Raw genomic sequence first — 18,892 nt, 5'->3', positions numbered from 1 at the left:
ATAGCGAGATTAAGTGTGATTACTTTGAAAGAATTGTGAAGAAAGTTAAAAGTTTGTGGGATTTTTATTAAACAGAAAACACATTTTAGAAGGAGTGTTTTCTATGTTTATGAAGATCTCTTTATATTTGATAAGTACATCCTAACAACCGCTTTCGCAAGACATTGAGAAGAATCAACAAAATCCTCACTAGCCACAACATTCAAATCAGTACATGCGATAATTGCGGTATCTACTTCATCCTTCAATTGCACAACGAGTGCGTTCCATAATTTGTGAGCTTCTTCAACTTCTCCGCTTTTAATATACGTAATAATTTGATTAATCATCCTTTGCCATTTTTCATAATGAATGTATTCTATATTCCGTTTTGCAATCCCGTCTTGATAAATACCAGCTTGAACTGTCGCTTCCGTTGCAAGAAGAGCGACTCTTTTTGCAGTTTCAGGAATTGCTTTTAACGTTTCGTCAACTATATTTAAAATTGGGATAGAAAGAGAACGCTGTAATTCTTCAAAATAAAGATGTGCCGTATTGCACGGCATAGCGATAAAGCTTGCGCCAGTACTTTCGAGTTTTTGTGCCCCGTCAATAATCGCTTTTTTCATTGCTTCGTGATCAATAGGGCGATCCATGTAAAACGGTGTTGGGCATGAATAAATCATCATATGGGGAAAGTCCATATCATGCTTTGCTCCGTATATTGTTTGACACCCTGCTACAACTGTATCGACGAATGGTCCAGTTGATTTTGGACCCATTCCTGCTAGTATTCCGATCATTGTCTCGTCTCCTTTAAGAATGTTTATATCCATTATATAGGAGAATAAAAAAAGACGTGCAGTGAATGCACGTCTTTTTTTGTTATGTTTTGTCGAACAATCGATATATCCGAGAAATCGTTGATATATTGTAAGTTATGATAGATATATCGAAAAAATCGTTGATATATCCCGAGTTACGATAGATATAATTGAAAAATCGTTGATATATTACCCCGCATTAACGGGCAGTAAAACTTCCACCTTAAAATTCGGCTGGAGCAAAGAAGTTAGTTGGGAGATAAACTGCCCATAAATGCCCTATTGGTTCAACTAATAATCAGTGGGGATTCCCCCCACTGATTAAAGTTTCACTTTATCGTTTCTCAATCGCCACAATAAATGGCGGGTTATTTTGCTGGTTAATGAAGCCATATCGCAGTACGTGAGCTTGTTTTTGGTCTAGCTCTTCTGCAAATTTGAGAACAGCGTCGCGTTCTACTTGTCCTTCTGGGTGTCCGTGGTAAATGACGAGGACGATGATACCCTCAGGTGCCATTACTTCTAGTAATTGTTCAATTGCCGAAATTGTTGAGTTCGGTTTTGTAACGATATGCTTGTCACCGCCAGGAAGGTAACCTAAGTTGAAGATAGCGCCTGTTACTTTTCCTTTTGCGTCTTCTGGTAGTACTGATAGAAGTGTATCGTGACTATCGTGAACTAAAACAGTACGTTCAAAAAGTTCTTTTTCTTTTAGACGAGTTGTTGAGCTTTCAATCGCTTCTTTTTGAATATCAAATCCAAATACTTTTCCGCTATCCCCAACAATTTCAGCTAGGAAGCAAGTGTCATGACCATTTCCAAGTGTTGCATCTACAGCGTAGTCGCCTTCTTTAACAGCCGTTTGCAGCAGTGTGCGAGCAAACGGTAATACACGTTCTAATTTCATTGTTGTTTCTCCTCATTTGCATATTTTCCTTGCCAGCTTCCGCGGCGTACAAATTCTGCATCGATGGAATTTAATACTTCCCATTTATTTAAGCTCCACATTGGACCAATCATTAAATCAGGTGGGCCGTCACCTGTGATACGGTGCACAATTACGTCTTCTGGAATAATTTCAAGTTGGTCAACAACAAGACTTACGTAATCCTCAAGAGAAAGGAATTCGAGTTGTCCTTTTTCATATTGCTTCACCATTGGCGTTCCTTTTAATAAGTGAAGTAAGTGGATTTTAATTCCTTGTACGTCAAGTTTCGCTACTTCACGAGCTGTTTCCATCATCATGTCGTAATCTTCAAGTGGAAGACCGTTAATAATATGAGAGCAAACTTTAATGCCGTGCTTACGTAATTTATTTACGCCTTCCACGTAAGACGGATAATCGTGAGCGCGATTAATAAGGTTTGCAGTTCGTTCGTGAACAGTTTGTAAACCGAGTTCAACCCAAAGGTATGTGCGTTTATTTAAGTCCGCTAAATATTCAACAACATCATCTGGTAAACAATCTGGACGAGTTGCGATAGAAAGACCGACAACGTCTTTTTCTGCTAGAAGCGGTTCGAATTTTTCTTTTAACACTTCAAGTGGTGCATGTGTATTTGTGTACGCTTGGAAATAAGCGATACATTTGCCATCTTTCCACTTTGAACGCATTTTTTCTTTCATTTCATGATATTGTGTTATAACATCATCGCGGCGATCACCAGCGAAGTCGCCAGATCCGGCAGCGCTACAAAATGTACAGCCACCGTAAGCAACTGTACCGTCACGGTTTGGACAATCGAAGCCAGCATCTAATGAAACTTTAAAGATTTTTTCACCAAATTCATTTCGTAAATGGTAATTCCATGTATGATAACGTTTATTGTCGTTTGTATATGGAAAAGGGTTTTGAACCTTCATTATTTTCCCTCCTAAGCCGAGTCAAAATGAAACAAAATCCATTATAACATACTCATAAGGTAGAGATGGAAGGGACACACTAAAGGGGAATTGAAGCAAGGAGGGACAATTATGGCAGAGCGTCAATCACTTGAATCGTATATTACACAAGCGGAACAAGCGGTGGAATATGCAAAAGAACAATTAGAACAAGGCATGAGACAAGAGCATTACAATACGATGGAGTATTCAGATGCACAGTTACAATTAGAACAAGCGTATAACGATTTACAAACGATGCAACAACATGCGAATGATGAGCAACGTGAGCAATTAAATAGAGCACGTATGGCAATTCGCCAATTGCAACATCAAATGATTATTACACCGCACTAAGAAGGAGTGAATGTAATGGCGAAACGTTCAGATCAAAATAATCCAGAGCAAAAAACACAAAATGGACATAACGCTGAGTTTTCGAATGAACTTGATCCCATTGTTCAAGTAAAACAGCGTAATAGTAAAAAAGGACAATCTCAAAAATCAAAACAATCAGAGTAAACCAGGTCGAAATATGACCTGGTTTTATTTTGCTATATGACAATAGTGTAAGATTTCTGTAAGGTTTGCCGATAGTTGTAATTGTCCTTTTCCAGTAGAGTAAGGGAGGATTAAATTTTGGACAAGGAGTTGCTTTATGGGGAACAATATTACAAACAAGCGAATTGATGAGTTAGATTACATTCGTGGCTTCGCATTACTGGGGATTATTTTAGTAAATATTCTAGCGCTACTTAATATTAAAACTCCATATCCTAATACAGTAGATGCTAGCTATCAAAGGTTTTTATACTTATTTGTAGAAGGTCGTTTCTTCTCAATCTTCTCATTCTTATTTGGAGTGGGATTCTATATCTTTATTTCAAGAGCGATTGCAAAAGGGAAGAATGGCTATGTTTTATTTTTACGTCGCTTAGTAGCATTATTTATTTTTGGTTTAATTCATCAAATGTTTCAGCCTGGAGAAGCACTAGCGTTATACGCAATTTGTGGGTTAATCGTTTTGCCGTTTTATAAAGCGAAAAAAGAAGTGAACCTAGCACTAGGACTTATTTTGACAATTGCCTTCAGTGTAATGGGAGTTAAAGAACTATTACCACTTGGCTTAATTTTATTAGGACTTGCTGCAGGACAATATCGTGTATTTGAAAATCTCACGCAAAATATAAAGAAAGTCGCTATTTTTACAGGTATTATGTTTGTTTTAAGTGTCATAGCAGTATGGTATCAATATGGGCACGCTCCTGCTGAACCATTTATAAATGGGATAATGGAAACTGAAGAGGGAACAATGGATGTTGCAAGCCAGTTTCTAAAAATTGGTATTACTGTTGGACCAATTATTTCAGCTTTCTATGTAGGAGCATTAATTTTATTACTTCAGTTAAAACCAGTTCAAACATTATTAGCACCATTGAAATACTACGGTCGTATGGCTTTAACAAATTATATCGGACAAACGGCAATGATTTTAATTGCTGGTAGTGTATTTAACTTTGCAGGAAATTTAACATACATGCAGACGTTATATGTATGTATCGCAATTTATGCAATTCAAATTGTGTTTAGTGTAATTTGGATGAAAATCTTTAAAATGGGTCCATTAGAATGGATTTGGCGTGTTATTACGTACTGGACGGTAACACCTTTAAAGAAATAAAGTGAAACTTTAATCAGTGGGCTGTTCCTTTCGCGGAACAGCCTATTTTTATTGTCATCTTTTGTCGATAAGTCGATATATTTTGGTAATCGCTGATAAAAGTGTAAGAATCGCCGATATATTTGAAAAATCGCTGATAAAAGTGTAATAACCGCTGATATATTTTAACAATCGCCGATATAATTTCATTTACCGATTTACTATGTCGAAATGTGAACTAGTATGAAAAGCCAACCTTACACGCATCCATTTTCTATCTTACAAAAGTGTAAGGTAATTGTAATGTTAACAAATAGCAGTTCACTTCTAAAAAGCGCAAAATAGGTAATGGAAAAACAAGCGTAGGAGGATATATATGACGAAACCAGTTGTAGACGTGAAAAACGTTCAAAAAGTGTACGGTAAAAAAGGTGAGAACCAATCACACGCGTTAAAGGGTGTTTCATTCTCAATTCAAGAGGGTGAGTTTGTTGGAATTATGGGACCATCTGGTTCCGGTAAAACGACATTATTAAATGTAATTTCAACGTTAGATAAGGCAACAGGTGGCGTTGTTGAAATTGCGGGAACGGATATTACAAAAATGAAGCAAGGTGAGCTTTCAGATTTCCGTTCGCAAAAATTAGGATTTATCTTCCAAGATTTTAACTTATTAGAGAACTTATCTATTTATGAAAACATTGCACTTCCACTTTCTCTTCAAGGTGTCGCATCACGTAATATTGGACCGAAAGTAGAAAAAGTAGCGGATATGTTAGGGATTACAGAAATACTTCAAAAGTATCCATCTGAAGTATCTGGTGGACAGAAACAACGTTCAGCAGCAGCGCGTGCTTTAGTGCATGAGCCGGCAATTATTTTAGGGGACGAGCCAACAGGAGCGCTTGATTCTAAAAATGCAACGAGTTTACTTGATGCGATGACAAACTTAAATAAAGATCAAGGCGTATCGATTATGATGGTTACGCATGATCCATATAGTGCAAGTTACTGTCAGCGTATTTTATTCATTCAAGATGGTGAGCTATATAAAGAAATTCATCGCGGTGGTACGCGTGAAGAGTTCTACAAAGAAATTTTAGATGTACTTGCAGATTTAGGTACACAAAAGGCGTAAGAAAGGAGGTTCCAGTATGTTATTTAAACTTTCCATGTCGGGGCTGAAAAGTAAGCTGAAAGATTATATCGTCTTACTTGTCGGTCTTGTCATGTCGATTTCCATTTTTTACATGTTCCAAACGTTAGCACTGAATAAAGCATTTTTAGAATCTAATTCAGTGATTAAATCTATTGGATTCGTATTCCAAGCAGGATCATTTTTATTAGCAATTATAACGTTCTTCTACATTTTATATGCAAACTCTTTCTTATTATCTCTTCGTCAAAAAGAGTTCGGTATGTATATGATGTTAGGTGCGAAAAAACATAAAGTTACATTACTTATGTTTATTGAAACAATCGTATTAGGTGCTGCGTCTCTTGCAATCGGGATTGCAGTTGGAGTAGGACTTGCAGAAGGTATTGGACAGTTATTAATGAAACAGCTTGAATTTGCTGGTGAAGGGTATAAAGCATTTTATCTACCATCTATGACTGTTACTTGCATCTTCTTCTTTGCACTATTTGTATTATCAGCAATTATGAACAGTATTAAATTGTCACGTATTTCTGTATTGCAACTAGTACATGCAGATGCACAAACAGAGCGTGTTGCAGTAAAAGGTAAAAAGACAGTTGTAGTGGCATTCCTTGCTGTTATTTTATTAGGTATAGGTTATGCATCTATGATCTATATGGAAAAACTAAAAGAGATGGGAATCCTTATTGCATTAATTACAACGACAGCTGGTACTTACATGCTATTTGGCTCACTTCTTCCAGTCATTATTAAAAAGTTAAAAAGTAATAAAAAGCGTAGTGAAAAAGGACTTAATGCTTTTACATTTGCACAATTAAACTTCCGAATTAATAGTTTAACAAAAGTACTTGCAACAGTGGCAATGTTAGTTGCACTTGGAGCTGGTGCAATTTCAGGTGGTATGGCATTTAAAAATAACGTTATAAAAATGGTAGATGGTTTAGTAATATATGATTCAGTAGTTCATAATCCAACAGCTGAAGAAAAGAAAATTTTAGATGGTATTACATTTAAAGAGAAAAGCGAATATCGTTACAAAGTTGATGATAAATACGTTTACTATGTAAAAGAAGATTTAGAGAAAAATCGTCCTTTCGTAAAAGATATGGCAAAGATGAAGTCTATGAAGGATTTAGTAAATACGAAAAAAGTTTCAGAGGAACTACCGGTAGGTGCAGTTTCTAGAGAGATGAATCAAAAAGATGGGAATACTAAAGAACTTTCAGCGGAATGGACAGATGCTTTTAGTACAATCCATCCATATTATTTATACAATGATCATGCAATTAAAATTGTAGATCAAAAAATGTATGATGGGATAAATGGTAAAGAAGGTATAGCATTTATCGGAAAAACAGATGATTTTTTAACATATAAAAAAGAATGGAAAAAACTTGACGAGTTGCAGCTAGATAAATATAAAAATGTAAAAGCTGAACAAATGGATAGTAAATATCAAGCTTATAGTGGGTTCTATGGCATTGCGAGTGGAACAGTATTTATGGGATTCTTCCTTGGAATTGCGTTCTTAGCAATGATGGCAAGCTGTCTTATGTTTAAAATTCTTTCTGGTGCATCAAAAGATATTACGCGTTATCAAATGCTTCGTAAAATCGGTGTGCGCCGTGAGTTATTAACGAAATCGATTTATAAAGAGCTATTCTTAGTATTCTTATTCCCAGCAATTGTGGGTATCGCTCACGTATTAGTTGGTATGAATATTTTCGGATTTATTTTAATCGATCCGTACTTCCGTATTTGGATACCAATCGTAATTTTCGTAGTTATTTATGCGATTTATTACTTCATTACAGTTCAATTGTATAAAGGAATTGTTCTTCCGAAAGAAGATTAATAATAAAAACCGAGCAAAAACGCTCGGTTTTTATTATTTTCAGAAAAAACACTTTAATGTTACTGAAATGTATAATATAATGTAAGTAAGTAACGTAATATAAAAGTAGAAGTAGCTGTATAAGGAAAGGAGGAATCCAATCTGTAGAAAGAAGCTGAACTTTTATCCCCACATTTTTTTACCGCAACGTATTTATACAATCGTAAGTTTCCACATTGAAAGTTTTCAGAACCACCTGAGTATATTGTGAAAATAATGGATAACACATGGAAATCTCATAGCATGATAAGGTAAAATGGACAACATAATGAGAAAATTACCGTTCATAAGATGAGGAGAATACATGTATGGAAGTTGTAGAGGCATTAAAAGATATAAGCCAAATTGAGGCTATGAAAAAATATTTAAAAGAGCACTCCCAGCGAGATTATCTTTTATTTGTTATTGGAATTAACACAGGATTAAAAATTACAGAACTACTTAGCATGAAATTTGAAGATGTATTAAATGAAGACGGGACTGTTAAAGAGTTTTATGCTCTTCCTGTGAAAGATGAAAAATTTAAACAAGATATTTATTTAAATACAAAAGTAAAAGAAGCGCTTTTAGATTACGTACAATCTATTGGCGTTAAAAGAGAAAATTACGTATTCCAATCTAATAAAACGCCAAATTCAATTACGCGCCAACAAGCGTATCGTGTAATTCATAATGCTGCAGAAGCAGTTGGAGTTGTTGGTAAAATCGGAACGAATTCAATGCGAAAAACGTTCGGATTTCATGCGTACAAAAGAGGGATAGCGATTGCACTATTGCAAAAACATTTTCATCACGCGACTCCATCAGAGACACTAAAGTATTTAGGTATCTCAAAGGATGAGAGCTTTAAAACGGAGATTGATGTCGATTTATAAAAGCCGTAACTAAAAAATTAGGAGGCGGAAAATATGAATATTAGAGAGAGTGAACTGCCGGGTATTGGATGTAAGTTTGAAGTGATTACAAAAGGTAATGAAAAGATGGTTATCGTTATTCATGATGATGGCCGAAGAGAAATGTACCATTTTGATGCTGATCATGAAGAGAGTATTTCAAGCGTCTCTCTTCGTGATTCTGAAGCGAGACAAATTGCAGCTATATTGGGCGGAATGGTATATAGGCCACAAGCTTTAGATACGATTGAAATGGCTTTTGAGGGATTATCAATTGAGTGGTTTAAGGTGGAAAATAATGCACCAGTTGTACAAAAAACAATTGGTAGTTTACATGTTCGAAACACATATAATATAACGATTATTGCCATTTTGAAAAAGAATATGAAGAAGTTCTTTAATCCAGGCCCAGATTCTATCATTGAAGCTGGCGATATGCTCGTATTATCAGGTGAAAGACATGAAGTGAAAAGAATTATTAATGAGTTGCTTTCAGTAGGAGGGGATTCATAATCGATGGATACTTTAATCTTTGAAGTTGGAACTGCGTTAGTATTAGTCGCTTTTGCAGCTATTCTCGCTGCAAAGTTAAAGTTCTCGATTATTCCGTTTCTTATTATACTCGGTATGCTAGTGGGGCCTCATGCCCCAGATTTAGGGCTTATCGATTTAAGATTTATTGAAAGTGGAGAAGTTATTTCCTTCCTCGGCCGTGTTGGCGTCATATTCCTCCTATTTTACTTAGGTTTAGAATTCTCAATTAAAAAATTAATTAAATCAGGAAAATCAATTGCTTTTGGGGGAACTGTTCATATATCGCTTAATTTTATATTAGGTTTACTTTACGGATATATAATGGGTTTCCCCTTATTAGAAACATTAATTATTGCTGGGATCATAACAATTTCATCGAGTGCAATTGTTGCGAAAGTAATTGTTGATTTAAGAAGATCTGGTAATAAAGAGACGGAGCTAATTTTAGGAATCATTATGTTTGATGATATCTTTTTAGCGGTATATTTATCAGTCGTTTCAGGATTAGTACTTGGAGGGGCAACATCATTTGTAGGTGCTCTTACATCTATTTTAATCGCAGTAGGTTATATGCTACTATTCTTTGTAGTTGCTAGAAAAGCTACACGGTTTTTAAATAAAATGTTAGATATTTCGTCCAATGAAATTTTTATTATTGTAATATTCGCTATTTTGTTCTTTGTAGCAGGATTTTCAGAAACGATTCATGTTGCAGAGGCAATTGGAGCATTATTACTAGGACTCGTTTTTTCTGAAACAGAGCATAGTGATCGAATTGAACAGCTTGTCGTTCCGTTTCGTGATTTCTTTGGAGCTATATTCTTTTTCAGCTTCGGTTTAAGTATAGACCCATTTTCACTTGGCGGAGCAGTGTGGTTGGCATTAGGAGCAGTTTTCATTACTCTTATCGGTAATTTTACTGCTGGAATGGTTGCGGGGCGTAAAGCTGGGTTATCGCATAAGGCTTCTACGAATATCGGTTTAACACTTGTATCACGCGGAGAATTTTCTATTATCGTCGCGAATATTGGAATTGCGGGTGGCTTAATGGCAGCGATTAAACCGTTCTCAGCTTTGTATGTTTTAATATTAGCATCGTTAGGACCTTTGTTAACGAAAGAATCTGGGAGAATATACTCGCTACTAGATAAGGTGTTTAAATGGAGTGCTAAAGAACGTGTGAAGCGAGAAAAGGAAGTTGGATAGTACAAATAAGGGTAGACTGCATGAAAATTTCATGCAGTCTACCCTTTTATATATTGTTACTGTTGTCGTTTTTTGTCGGTAAGTCGATATATTTTAATAATCGCTGATATATTTGTAGTTGCGCCGATATATTCTGATAATCGCTGATATAATCCAAGAAGCAACCAATATAAATTCATTTACCGACGAACTATTATCTGAATTTCATCAACTATTAATCAGTTGCCTTCCTATTTAAAAACGACTACAATTTTACTGTTATATATATGAACGAAAAAAATAGAATAGGAGGGGAAGCTATGCCAAGGAAAGTATGGCTATTAGTAGCTGGGATGATTATTAATGTCACGGGTGCTTCTTTTTTATGGCCTTTTAATACAATTTATTTGCATGATCACCTAGGAAAATCTTTATCTGTGGCCGGAATGGTATTAATGATCAATTCGCTTACTGGTGTAATAGGAAACTTGCTCGGCGGTGTTTTATTTGATAAATGGGGCGGTTATAAATCAACTTTAGTAGGGATTGTGATTACACTTGTATCAATTTTAGGTCTTGTGTTCTTCCACGGTTGGCCGTTATATGTTGTATGGCTAGCGTTAATCGGCTTCGGTTCTGGAATGGTCTTCCCATCGATGTATGCGATGGTTGGTACGGTTTGGCCAGAAGGCGGAAGACGGGCATTTAATGCGATGTATGTTGGACAAAATGTTGGTATTGCGATCGGAACAGCATGTGGTGGATTAGTTGCATCGTATCGTTTTGATTATATTTTCTTAGCGAACTTTATTTTATACTTTGTTTTCTTCTTAATTGCTTTTATTGGATTCCGCGGTATGGAAGACAAGAAAGAGCCAGGAGTGCAAAAAGAAGTCGAAACGAAAAAAGGGTGGTCACTTACACCTGGATTTAAAGCACTTCTTATCGTGTGTGTAGCATATGCTTTATGCTGGGTTACATACGTACAGTGGCAAGGAGCGATTGCAACACATATGCAGGAATTAAACATTAGTCTTCGTCATTATAGTTTATTGTGGACGATAAACGGAGCAATGATCGTTTGTGCGCAGCCACTTGTTAGTATGTTAATTCGCTGGATGAAGCGTTCCTTAAAACAGCAAATTATGATTGGAATTTTCATTTTTGCGGCGTCATTCATTGTGTTAAGTCAAGCGCAGCAATTTACGATGTTCCTCGTTGCGATGGTAACATTAACAATTGGTGAGTTATTTGTATGGCCTGCGGTTCCAACGATTGCAAATATACTTGCACCAAAAGATAAATTAGGATTTTATCAAGGGGTCGTAAATAGTGCGGCGACTGTAGGGAAAATGTTCGGACCGGTCGTTGGCGGAGCAATTGTAGATTTATACAATATGGAAGTATTGTTTATAGCAATCATGGTAATGCTTGTAGTAGCGCTTGTAGCAACAAGTATTTATGATAAACGAGTAAAAGTAGAAGAAACAGTTGAAGAAAAAATTGCAGTTTAGTTTGACGGAACATGTTCACATGTTTTAGAATATATTTAAATAAAACAACCTTTAGAACAAGGGAGATAGCTCGGCTGTCTTAAGATGAATTCGTTAGTTATGAAGAGTAACGATTAACCGAGAAGTCCTCGCTTTAGTAAGCTCTTAAGAGATACTAGGTGAAGGATAGTTCACGTAACTTATATGTGTAATAACAGTGAGAAGGAGTAGTAGTAATAGAAGCTGGTTTAGAGAGTTGACGGTCGGTGCAAGTCAATCCACGTTTCGTTATGAACTCGCCTTTGAGTTGCAGTTGTGAAATTAATAGTAGCAATTGCCGTTAATCCACGTTACGGATCTAAGCGAATGTACATTTGTACATTAATTTAGGGTGGTACCGCGGGAATCTATAACCTCTCGTCCCTTTTTAGGGATGAGAGGTTTTTTGTATTTTGGGCGGTGAAAATAAATAGAATTTCAAGGAGGGTATCTCATGAGCTTTAATCATCAAGAAATTGAGAAGAAGTGGCAAGGGTACTGGGAAGAAAATAAAACATTCCGTACGCCAGATGAGACAGAAAAACCAAAATTTTATGCACTAGATATGTTCCCATATCCATCAGGTGCAGGCCTACACGTAGGACATCCAGAAGGTTATACAGCGACAGATATTTTATCTCGTATGAAGCGTATGCAAGGATATAACGTTCTTCATCCAATGGGATGGGATGCATTCGGTCTTCCAGCAGAGCAATATGCACTTGATACTGGAAACAGCCCAGCTGAATTTACAGAGCATAATATTAATACGTTCCGTAACCAAATTAAATCATTAGGTTTCTCTTACGATTGGGACCGTGAAGTAAATACAACAGATCCAAACTACTATAAGTGGACGCAATGGATCTTCCTAAAACTATTTGAAAAAGGCTTAGCTTACGTTGATGAAGTACCTGTAAACTGGTGCCCAGCACTTGGTACAGTACTTGCAAACGAAGAAATCATTGACGGTAAGAGTGAGCGTGGTGGACATCCAGTTGAGCGTCGTCCGATGAGACAGTGGATGTTAAAAATTACAGCTTACGGAGATCGTCTATTAGAAGATCTAGATGAGCTTGATTGGCCAGAAAGCTTAAAAGATATGCAACGTAACTGGATCGGTCGTTCTGAAGGTGCAGAAGTACACTTTAACATCGATGGTACAGACGAGAAGTTCACAGTATTCACAACGCGCCCTGATACATTATTTGGTGCAACATACTGTGTACTAGCTCCGGAACATGCGCTTGTTGCAGAAATCACAACAGCGGAACAAAAAGAAGCAGTAGAAGCTTACATTAACGCTGTAAAAATGAAGAGTGACCTAGAGCGTACAGAACTTGCGAAAGAAAAAACTGGTGTATTCACTGGTGCTTACGCAGTTAACCCAGTAAACGGTGAGAAATTACCAATCTGGATTGCTGATTATGTTCTTGCAACTTACGGAACAGGTGCTGTAATGGCAGTTCCAGCTCACGATGAGCGTGACTATGAATTCGCATCAGTATTTAATCTTCCAATGAAAGAAGTTGTAAAAGGCGGAGATATTACGAAAGAAGTGTACACAGGTGATGGTGCACACGTAAACTCAGCATTCCTTGATGGTTTAAATAAAGAAGAAGCAATCGCAAAAATGATTGAATGGCTTGAAGTAACGAGCGCAGGAAATCAAAAAGTAACGTACCGTCTACGTGACTGGTTATTCAGCCGTCAACGTTACTGGGGTGAGCCAATTCCAGTAATTCACTGGGAAGATGGTACAATGACAGCTGTGAAAGAAGAGGAATTACCATTAGTTCTTCCGAAAACAGAAAACATCCGTCCTTCAGGTACAGGTGAATCACCACTTGCCAACATTGACGAGTGGGTAAATGTTGTTGATCCTGAGACTGGTAAAAAAGGTCGTCGTGAAACAAATACAATGCCGCAATGGGCTGGTAGCTGTTGGTATTACCTACGTTACATCGATCCAAACAATAGCGAAGCACTTGTAGATCCTGAAAAAGTAAAACAATGGCTTCCAGTTGATATTTATATCGGTGGCGCGGAGCACGCTGTACTTCACTTACTATATGCTCGTTTCTGGCATAAAGTATTATACGATATCGGTGTAGTTCCAACGAAAGAACCGTTCCAACAATTATTCAACCAAGGTATGATTCTAGGTGAAAACAACGAGAAAATGAGTAAATCAAAAGGTAACGTTGTAAACCCTGATGATATCGTAGCAAGCCACGGTGCAGATACACTTCGTCTATACGAAATGTTCATGGGACCATTAGATGCTTCAATCGCTTGGTCTGAAAATGGTCTTGACGGAGCTCGTCGTTTCCTAGACCGCGTATGGCGTCTATTCGTTCAAGATAACGGTGAATTAAGTGAGAAAATTACTGACGCACCAAATAAAGAGCTTGAAAAAGCTTACCATCAAACAGTGAAGAAAGTAACAGAAGACTATGCAGAGCTTCGCTTCAACACAGCGATTTCTCAAATGATGGTATTCATCAACGATGCATACAAAGCTGAAACACTTCCAAGAGAATATGTAGAAGGTTTCGTAAAAATGATTGCACCAGTTGCACCTCATATCGGGGAAGAGCTATGGAGCAAACTTGGATACAATGAAACAATCACATATGCAAGCTGGCCAACATTTGATGAGTCTAAACTTGTAGAAGATGAAGTTGAAATCGTTGTTCAAGTTATGGGTAAAGTTCGCGCAAAACTAACAATGAGTAAAGACGCATCAAAAGAAGAAATGGAACAACTTGCACTTGAAGCAATTCAAGACCAAATTGAAGGGAAAACAGTTCGTAAAGTAATTGTTGTTCCTGGAAAACTTGTTAACGTTGTTGCAAACTAATTAACGCTAAATAAAAGCTCAGAGCATTTAGGCTCTGAGCTTTTTTGTGTAGAAAATAATCTCAGGGTCACCTTCATCTAAGTTTTCAACTATTCCGCTACGTATAAAACCATTCGAGTTAAATACTTTCTGCATACTGTCATTCGATTCGTTCGTTGAAGAAAATATTTTTCGAGTAGGAGAATGACTTAACATATATGAGATTAACGATCTTGCATAGCCTCGCCTTCTTTTAGTTGGCGAAACAATGATTAATGAGAGGAAAGTACAACTAAAGAAGTTTGTATCGTATGTTAGAAAACCGGAAATAGAATTATCTTCTTTTACAATGATGCATCTACCTTCATTAATAGTCTCCTTAATATAATCTCGTCTACTATCGTTTCCTATTACATCAATATCTATATGTAAGATTGCATCTAAGTCATTGATAGAAGCCTTTATTACGTTTTTCAATAGAAATACCTCCTAGAAAAAATATTCAGTTAATTAATTTTATCATGAATGAAGAAAAAGGAGCGGAATTCTAGTGCAGACAAACACCTATTTTTCTATAGGAAATATGATAAAAAAGGTAGGCTAAATTGAGTAGAAGAGGTGAAAGGAATGAAAGGGATGGACAATAATGCACCACATGGCTTCTTCGGAGGTGGGTCGGGTAGTTATGAACAAATGATGTTAATGGGAGGAGCTGGCCAACAAGGATACGGTGGAATTCCGAGCTGGATGGGTGGAGCAGCAGGAGGATTTCCAACATCGGTAGCGGGCATGCAAACTGGAATGCCTACATCAATGGGAGGCTTTTCAACATCAGGGGCTGGAATTCCTACAGTAACAGGGAGCTTTCCGACATCAGTAGCTGGCGTGCAAACAGGGATTCCAGTAGGAGCACCAACTACATTTCCTTCTTTCGTTGGAGGAGTGCAGACAGGATTTCCGGTACCAGGAGTAGGTGTTGTAGCTGGAGGGATAGGCGGGTATCCGCAAGTTGTTCACGGTCATCATGAACATCACCACCATCATGGACACCATCATCACCAAGGCCATCACGGCCATCATGGACACCATCATCATCAAGGTCACCAAGGCCATCATGGACATCACCACCATCAAGGTCACCATGGACACCATCATCATCAAGATCACCAAGGTCATCAACAACAAGTACATCACCATGGACACCACCACATTCATCCGCAAGCTGTTCTTTATCAAACGCACCAAGGCCAACATGGTCACCATGGACATCACCACCACGGCCAACATCATGGACACCAAGGTCACCACCATCACCAAGGTCATCAAGGCCAACACGGTCATCATGGACACCAAGGTCAACAGCACCAACACCAACAATATCAGCAATATCAACAACAGCAACAATCTTCTCCTTGGACAGGTGGAATTGGAGCAGGAGGAGCAGGGGCAGCGGCAGGAGCGGCTAGCATTAGTGGAGCAGCAGGGCACGCGGGACACGTGGGTCATTAACAAGCCAACAGAAAAAAGACATAATAAAAAACTGCTAGGAAATCCTAGCAGTTTTTTTCAGCTTCTTGGCGCTGACGTTCAATTTCAGCACGAAGTTGTGGTTCCGGTGCTTGCCAGCCTTCTGGCTTTAGAATCTTACCGTCGCCTTCACGGAATCGAGGCTTCCCATCAGGGAATAGTTTTGCCATGTTGGCGTTGTTTACAATTTCGAATCCTTTATCTGGACGTACGCCCATTTCTGCAAACGTTCCGAATGCAAAGTAAATAAGGTCAATCAGTGCATCGTATTGATCTTCAACAGTCGTTGCCTCAAGAAATTCTTCTAGTTCTTCCTGCATAAAACTTGCACGGATTTTTGCACGCTCTTCTGTTAATTTTGTTGGAGTATTTGTTACAGGATGTCCGAATACTTCATGCATTTTTGCAACAAGTTCATATCCTTTATCTAAACCTTTTTCGTTTGTCATGTTGTTTCATCCTTTCTTACGTTATGCCGAAGTTTATTGTAACATAAGGTGATTATGAAATGAAAAGAACATCTTATAGAAATAAGATGTTCGCTCGTTATTCTTCTTTCTTAATTAAAATAGATAAAATAAGATCAATACCGAATATACCAACGAGTAACATTGGTATAACGACAAGTAAATAACGTGTGAAGGAAACATTTTTTAAGTATGTATGAGCAAATAAAAAGACGGCGAGAAATAAAATACCATTTAAAATAGGCTTTACTAATTTTTTAGACATAAGCTCCCCCATAAATATCTTCTCTCTATTTGATAATAAAAAACTCCTCTCTCCGTTGTATCATGCTGGAGAGAGGAGTTCAATCATTTCTCATTCAATTACACCAGAATTTGTAATGTCTACGGTATATTTTATAGTAACGGGAACATCTTTGTACATTTGTTTCCACTCTTCTAATTTGAATGGGCGATAATGTTGCTTATATTTAGCTCCTAGCCCAAGAGGGTCGACATCTAGAGATTTAAAATGCTTAATTAATTTCTTACCTTGTGTCTCCAATTGTTTTTGAACGACCTTCTCAATCTTTTTTGTATTCTTAGCATTCTCTAAGTTAATCTGTTTCGATACTTCTTGAATACGAGCCTCAAGTTTAACATGAATGGAAAAGGAAGGCTTACCATTTTTTATTTTTATATCGTATGTTGGAATAGAACGAATATTATTAATCATTACGTACCCAGGATCTGCTTTAAATTCATGTGAATCTAACTTATGCTTTTCTAAAAGTCCTTTGAATATAAACATATCTTTTTCTGCAATTTTACCAACATATTTATCCTTTTTAAAAAGACCAATTCCCGTTATTTTTATTTTATCACCATGTTTCTTTAAAATTGGAATATAGTAGTCTTGCCCTTCTTGATAATAACGGAATGCTCCTATATGCAGATTATCTGTTGGTAAAGGACCGGTCTCCATATTATGTTCTAGCATTTTTTTTATATAAATTGCAACGTTGGATGAAGTCGTGTACTTTCCTTTTAAAAGTTCAGTACCATTACCTTCAAGTAAAGCAACATATAAGGCATTCCCGATGTTTACATCACGAATTAATGTATCGAAGGAAGCAACCATTCCTTTCTTAGCAATTCGGGTGGTAAATAGAGCAACCCGCATTTGCCCGCTAGCAAATGGTTGAGAAGACTCTAAAGATGTGTCAGCTTTTACTTGTTTTACCGCATTTGCTGTTCCTTCAAAAACTTGAACTTTGTTTCCTTTTTGCTGAATAGGACAAACAAATGTTACCTTTATTTTATTATCTTTTGCTACATCGAAGACAGTTCCTTGGATAAGGTGTACGTCATCGATAATATTTTTTTGTAAACATCCAGTTAGACTAAAGAGTGCTATACAAGAGATAAGTATTAATTTTCTTTTGATTTTTTCCATTTTCTTTTCACCCACACAATAATAAATAGAATTGGGATGTATACATAAATGAGCCAAAAGCTTCCTTTTGATGCATTACTAATAAAATTATTAATATCGTGTCTGTTTGTTAGAAGTTGTGAAACAATGAGGGTGATAAACATAAAAGCGATTAAAACACCTCTTTGTTTTACAAGGAATATTTCGTGCGTTGCTCTCGTTGCCGCCCACAAAGGTAGAATAAAACTTGTAATGATAACGAGGGAATAAGCTGAAATTGCGATATATTCTAGCCTTTCTATGAATGGTAATTGAACAACTTGGGTCATAGAAAGTTGGGCCCATATCGTTTTTAACAATTGTTTTTCACTAAAAAACGAAAAGGCTAAAAGAGTGCTAAATAAATATAGAAGGTTTGAAAATAGTGCCCCATATTGAGCAAATTTATGAGATTGTTTAGGGTTTTTCACAAATGGATAAACCATGAGGTAAATCTCAAAACCAGTCATACTGTAGATTGACAGTTGAGCGGATTTTAAAATGTCTGAAAAAGAATGTGTGAATATAGGTAGTAAATTATCCCAATGTGAATATTTCAAAACGAATAAGCTTAGAAATAAATACCCTAGTGTACCACCAACAGAGATGACGCAAATGCCTGTAATGACACGAAATCCAGAAGAAATGATGTAATAGCTAACTAGGCACAAAAAGAGTGTTAACATAAAGGTGGAGGCAGTTGGGAACATCCATACTTGAATAATTTCAACGTATGTTCGAATAACCGAAATACTGACGATTAAAAAATAAGTTGCAAAGATGATATTAAAGACGTTCCCTATCCACTTTCCAAAGGTTTGTCGTTGTAAATCAATTAAATTCCCGTTTGTTTCCCTTAATAAAAAATACATCATCCACATAAGAACATGGATAACGATGCCTGTGATTACAACGCCTATCCAGCCGTCGTATCCAGCGGCCTTTGCGGTGATTCGAGCAAATCCGAGAACGCCAGCTCCAAACTGTGCACCGTGAATTAAGAAGAAAACAAAGATAGGAGATATTTGATATTTTTCTTGAACTTTACTCATCAATGCACCT

19 protein-coding genes and 1 other annotated feature are annotated in these 18,892 nt (G+C 36.9%); of the genes, 11 read left to right on the top strand and 8 right to left on the bottom strand.

Annotation, left to right across the window (positions count from 1 at the left end; genetic code table 11):
* Nucleotides 1-107: 107 nt before the first annotated feature.
* The 3 genes from GBN78_RS01050 to mnmL form a co-directional block, all read right to left on the bottom strand.
* Complete coding sequence (locus GBN78_RS01050; RefSeq protein WP_152126882.1) at nucleotides 108-782, bottom strand: aspartate/glutamate racemase family protein; 675 nt, start codon at nucleotides 780-782, stop codon at nucleotides 108-110.
* Nucleotides 783-1,137: 355 nt separating this feature from the next.
* Nucleotides 1,138-1,710: a tRNA 5-(aminomethyl)-2-thiouridylate-methyltransferase MnmM gene (gene mnmM, locus GBN78_RS01045; protein WP_000764497.1), complete on the bottom strand. Its 573-nt coding sequence runs from the start codon at nucleotides 1,708-1,710 to the stop codon at nucleotides 1,138-1,140.
* Entirely contained in the window at nucleotides 1,707-2,666 is a 960-nt protein-coding gene (gene mnmL / locus GBN78_RS01040; protein ID WP_000868030.1) for a tRNA modification radical SAM protein MnmL/YtqA, read from the bottom strand. Before mnmL ends, mnmM begins: the two co-directional genes overlap by 4 nt.
* Before the next feature lie 111 nt (nucleotides 2,667-2,777).
* On the opposite strand from mnmL, the gene GBN78_RS01035 reads away from it, so the two are divergent.
* From GBN78_RS01035 to leuS, 10 genes are all read left to right on the top strand, one after another.
* A complete protein-coding gene (locus GBN78_RS01035) occupies nucleotides 2,778-3,041 on the top strand; it encodes a YtzC family protein (protein WP_000840871.1) in 264 nt (87 codons plus the stop codon).
* Nucleotides 3,042-3,056: 15 nt separating this feature from the next.
* The gene (locus tag GBN78_RS01030; RefSeq protein WP_098300181.1) at nucleotides 3,057-3,206 is read left to right on the top strand and encodes a glycogen biosynthesis protein GlgD; all 150 of its coding nucleotides are present in this window, start codon (nucleotides 3,057-3,059) and stop codon (nucleotides 3,204-3,206) included.
* 136 nt (nucleotides 3,207-3,342) lie between these two features.
* A complete protein-coding gene (locus GBN78_RS01025) occupies nucleotides 3,343-4,365 on the top strand; it encodes a DUF418 domain-containing protein (RefSeq protein WP_000527736.1) in 1,023 nt (340 codons plus the stop codon).
* 355 nt (nucleotides 4,366-4,720) lie between these two features.
* On the top strand, nucleotides 4,721-5,482 hold the full coding sequence (locus tag GBN78_RS01020; RefSeq protein WP_000165837.1) for an ABC transporter ATP-binding protein: 762 nt from the start codon (nucleotides 4,721-4,723) through the stop codon (nucleotides 5,480-5,482).
* A 16-nt stretch (nucleotides 5,483-5,498) separates the two neighbouring features.
* A complete protein-coding gene (locus GBN78_RS01015; RefSeq protein ID WP_098300179.1) occupies nucleotides 5,499-7,358 on the top strand; it encodes an FtsX-like permease family protein in 1,860 nt (619 codons plus the stop codon).
* 347 nt (nucleotides 7,359-7,705) lie between these two features.
* Nucleotides 7,706-8,272: a tyrosine-type recombinase/integrase gene (locus tag GBN78_RS01005; RefSeq protein WP_000454205.1), complete on the top strand. Its 567-nt coding sequence runs from the start codon at nucleotides 7,706-7,708 to the stop codon at nucleotides 8,270-8,272.
* Between the two features lie 33 nt (nucleotides 8,273-8,305).
* Complete coding sequence (locus GBN78_RS01000) at nucleotides 8,306-8,803, top strand: cation:proton antiporter regulatory subunit (protein WP_128267161.1); 498 nt, start codon at nucleotides 8,306-8,308, stop codon at nucleotides 8,801-8,803.
* 3 nt (nucleotides 8,804-8,806) lie between these two features.
* Nucleotides 8,807-10,030: a cation:proton antiporter gene (locus GBN78_RS00995; RefSeq protein WP_000380174.1), complete on the top strand. Its 1,224-nt coding sequence runs from the start codon at nucleotides 8,807-8,809 to the stop codon at nucleotides 10,028-10,030.
* A 299-nt stretch (nucleotides 10,031-10,329) separates the two neighbouring features.
* Nucleotides 10,330-11,523 (top strand): MDR family MFS transporter, encoded by a 1,194-nt coding sequence (locus GBN78_RS00990; RefSeq protein ID WP_001137563.1) that lies wholly within the window; start codon nucleotides 10,330-10,332, stop codon nucleotides 11,521-11,523.
* Between the two features lie 187 nt (nucleotides 11,524-11,710).
* Nucleotides 11,711-11,930: a binding site (T-box leader), on the top strand.
* Nucleotides 11,931-11,995: 65 nt separating this feature from the next.
* Nucleotides 11,996-14,404, top strand: a complete 2,409-nt coding sequence (leuS, locus tag GBN78_RS00985; RefSeq protein WP_000009466.1) for a leucine--tRNA ligase — start codon at nucleotides 11,996-11,998, stop codon at nucleotides 14,402-14,404.
* 27 nt (nucleotides 14,405-14,431) lie between these two features.
* Here the strand turns inward: leuS and GBN78_RS00980 are convergent, their stop codons facing one another.
* Nucleotides 14,432-14,860 carry a GNAT family N-acetyltransferase gene (locus tag GBN78_RS00980; protein ID WP_000800044.1) on the bottom strand — a complete coding sequence of 143 codons (429 nt, stop codon included), beginning with the start codon at nucleotides 14,858-14,860 and terminating at the stop codon, nucleotides 14,432-14,434.
* A 150-nt stretch (nucleotides 14,861-15,010) separates the two neighbouring features.
* Here GBN78_RS00980 and GBN78_RS00975 point away from each other — a divergent pair, with 150 nt between their 5' ends.
* The gene (locus GBN78_RS00975) at nucleotides 15,011-15,892 is read left to right on the top strand and encodes a hypothetical protein (protein WP_152126880.1); all 882 of its coding nucleotides are present in this window, start codon (nucleotides 15,011-15,013) and stop codon (nucleotides 15,890-15,892) included.
* 44 nt (nucleotides 15,893-15,936) lie between these two features.
* Here the strand turns inward: GBN78_RS00975 and GBN78_RS00970 are convergent, their stop codons facing one another.
* The 4 genes from GBN78_RS00970 to GBN78_RS00955 all read right to left on the bottom strand — a co-directional run bounded on the left by GBN78_RS00970 (nucleotide 15,937) and on the right by GBN78_RS00955 (nucleotide 18,882).
* Nucleotides 15,937-16,359, bottom strand: a complete 423-nt coding sequence (locus GBN78_RS00970; protein WP_000180554.1) for a pyrophosphohydrolase domain-containing protein — start codon at nucleotides 16,357-16,359, stop codon at nucleotides 15,937-15,939.
* Nucleotides 16,360-16,456: 97 nt separating this feature from the next.
* Entirely contained in the window at nucleotides 16,457-16,642 is a 186-nt protein-coding gene (locus GBN78_RS00965) for a hypothetical protein (protein WP_000038775.1), read from the bottom strand.
* 90 nt (nucleotides 16,643-16,732) lie between these two features.
* The gene (locus GBN78_RS00960; protein WP_000411371.1) at nucleotides 16,733-17,812 is read right to left on the bottom strand and encodes a Ger(x)C family spore germination protein; all 1,080 of its coding nucleotides are present in this window, start codon (nucleotides 17,810-17,812) and stop codon (nucleotides 16,733-16,735) included.
* Nucleotides 17,788-18,882, bottom strand: a complete 1,095-nt coding sequence (locus tag GBN78_RS00955; protein WP_152126878.1) for a spore germination protein — start codon at nucleotides 18,880-18,882, stop codon at nucleotides 17,788-17,790. Before GBN78_RS00955 ends, GBN78_RS00960 begins: the two co-directional genes overlap by 25 nt.
* Nucleotides 18,883-18,892 lie beyond the last annotated feature (10 nt).

The sequence above is a fragment of the Bacillus sp. B2-WWTP-C-10-Post-4 genome, assembly GCF_009183805.1.
Classification (GTDB): domain Bacteria; phylum Bacillota; class Bacilli; order Bacillales; family Bacillaceae_G; genus Bacillus_A; species Bacillus_A cereus.
Note: the sequence above shows the minus strand (reverse complement) of the source record. Positions and strands in the feature narration are given on the sequence as shown.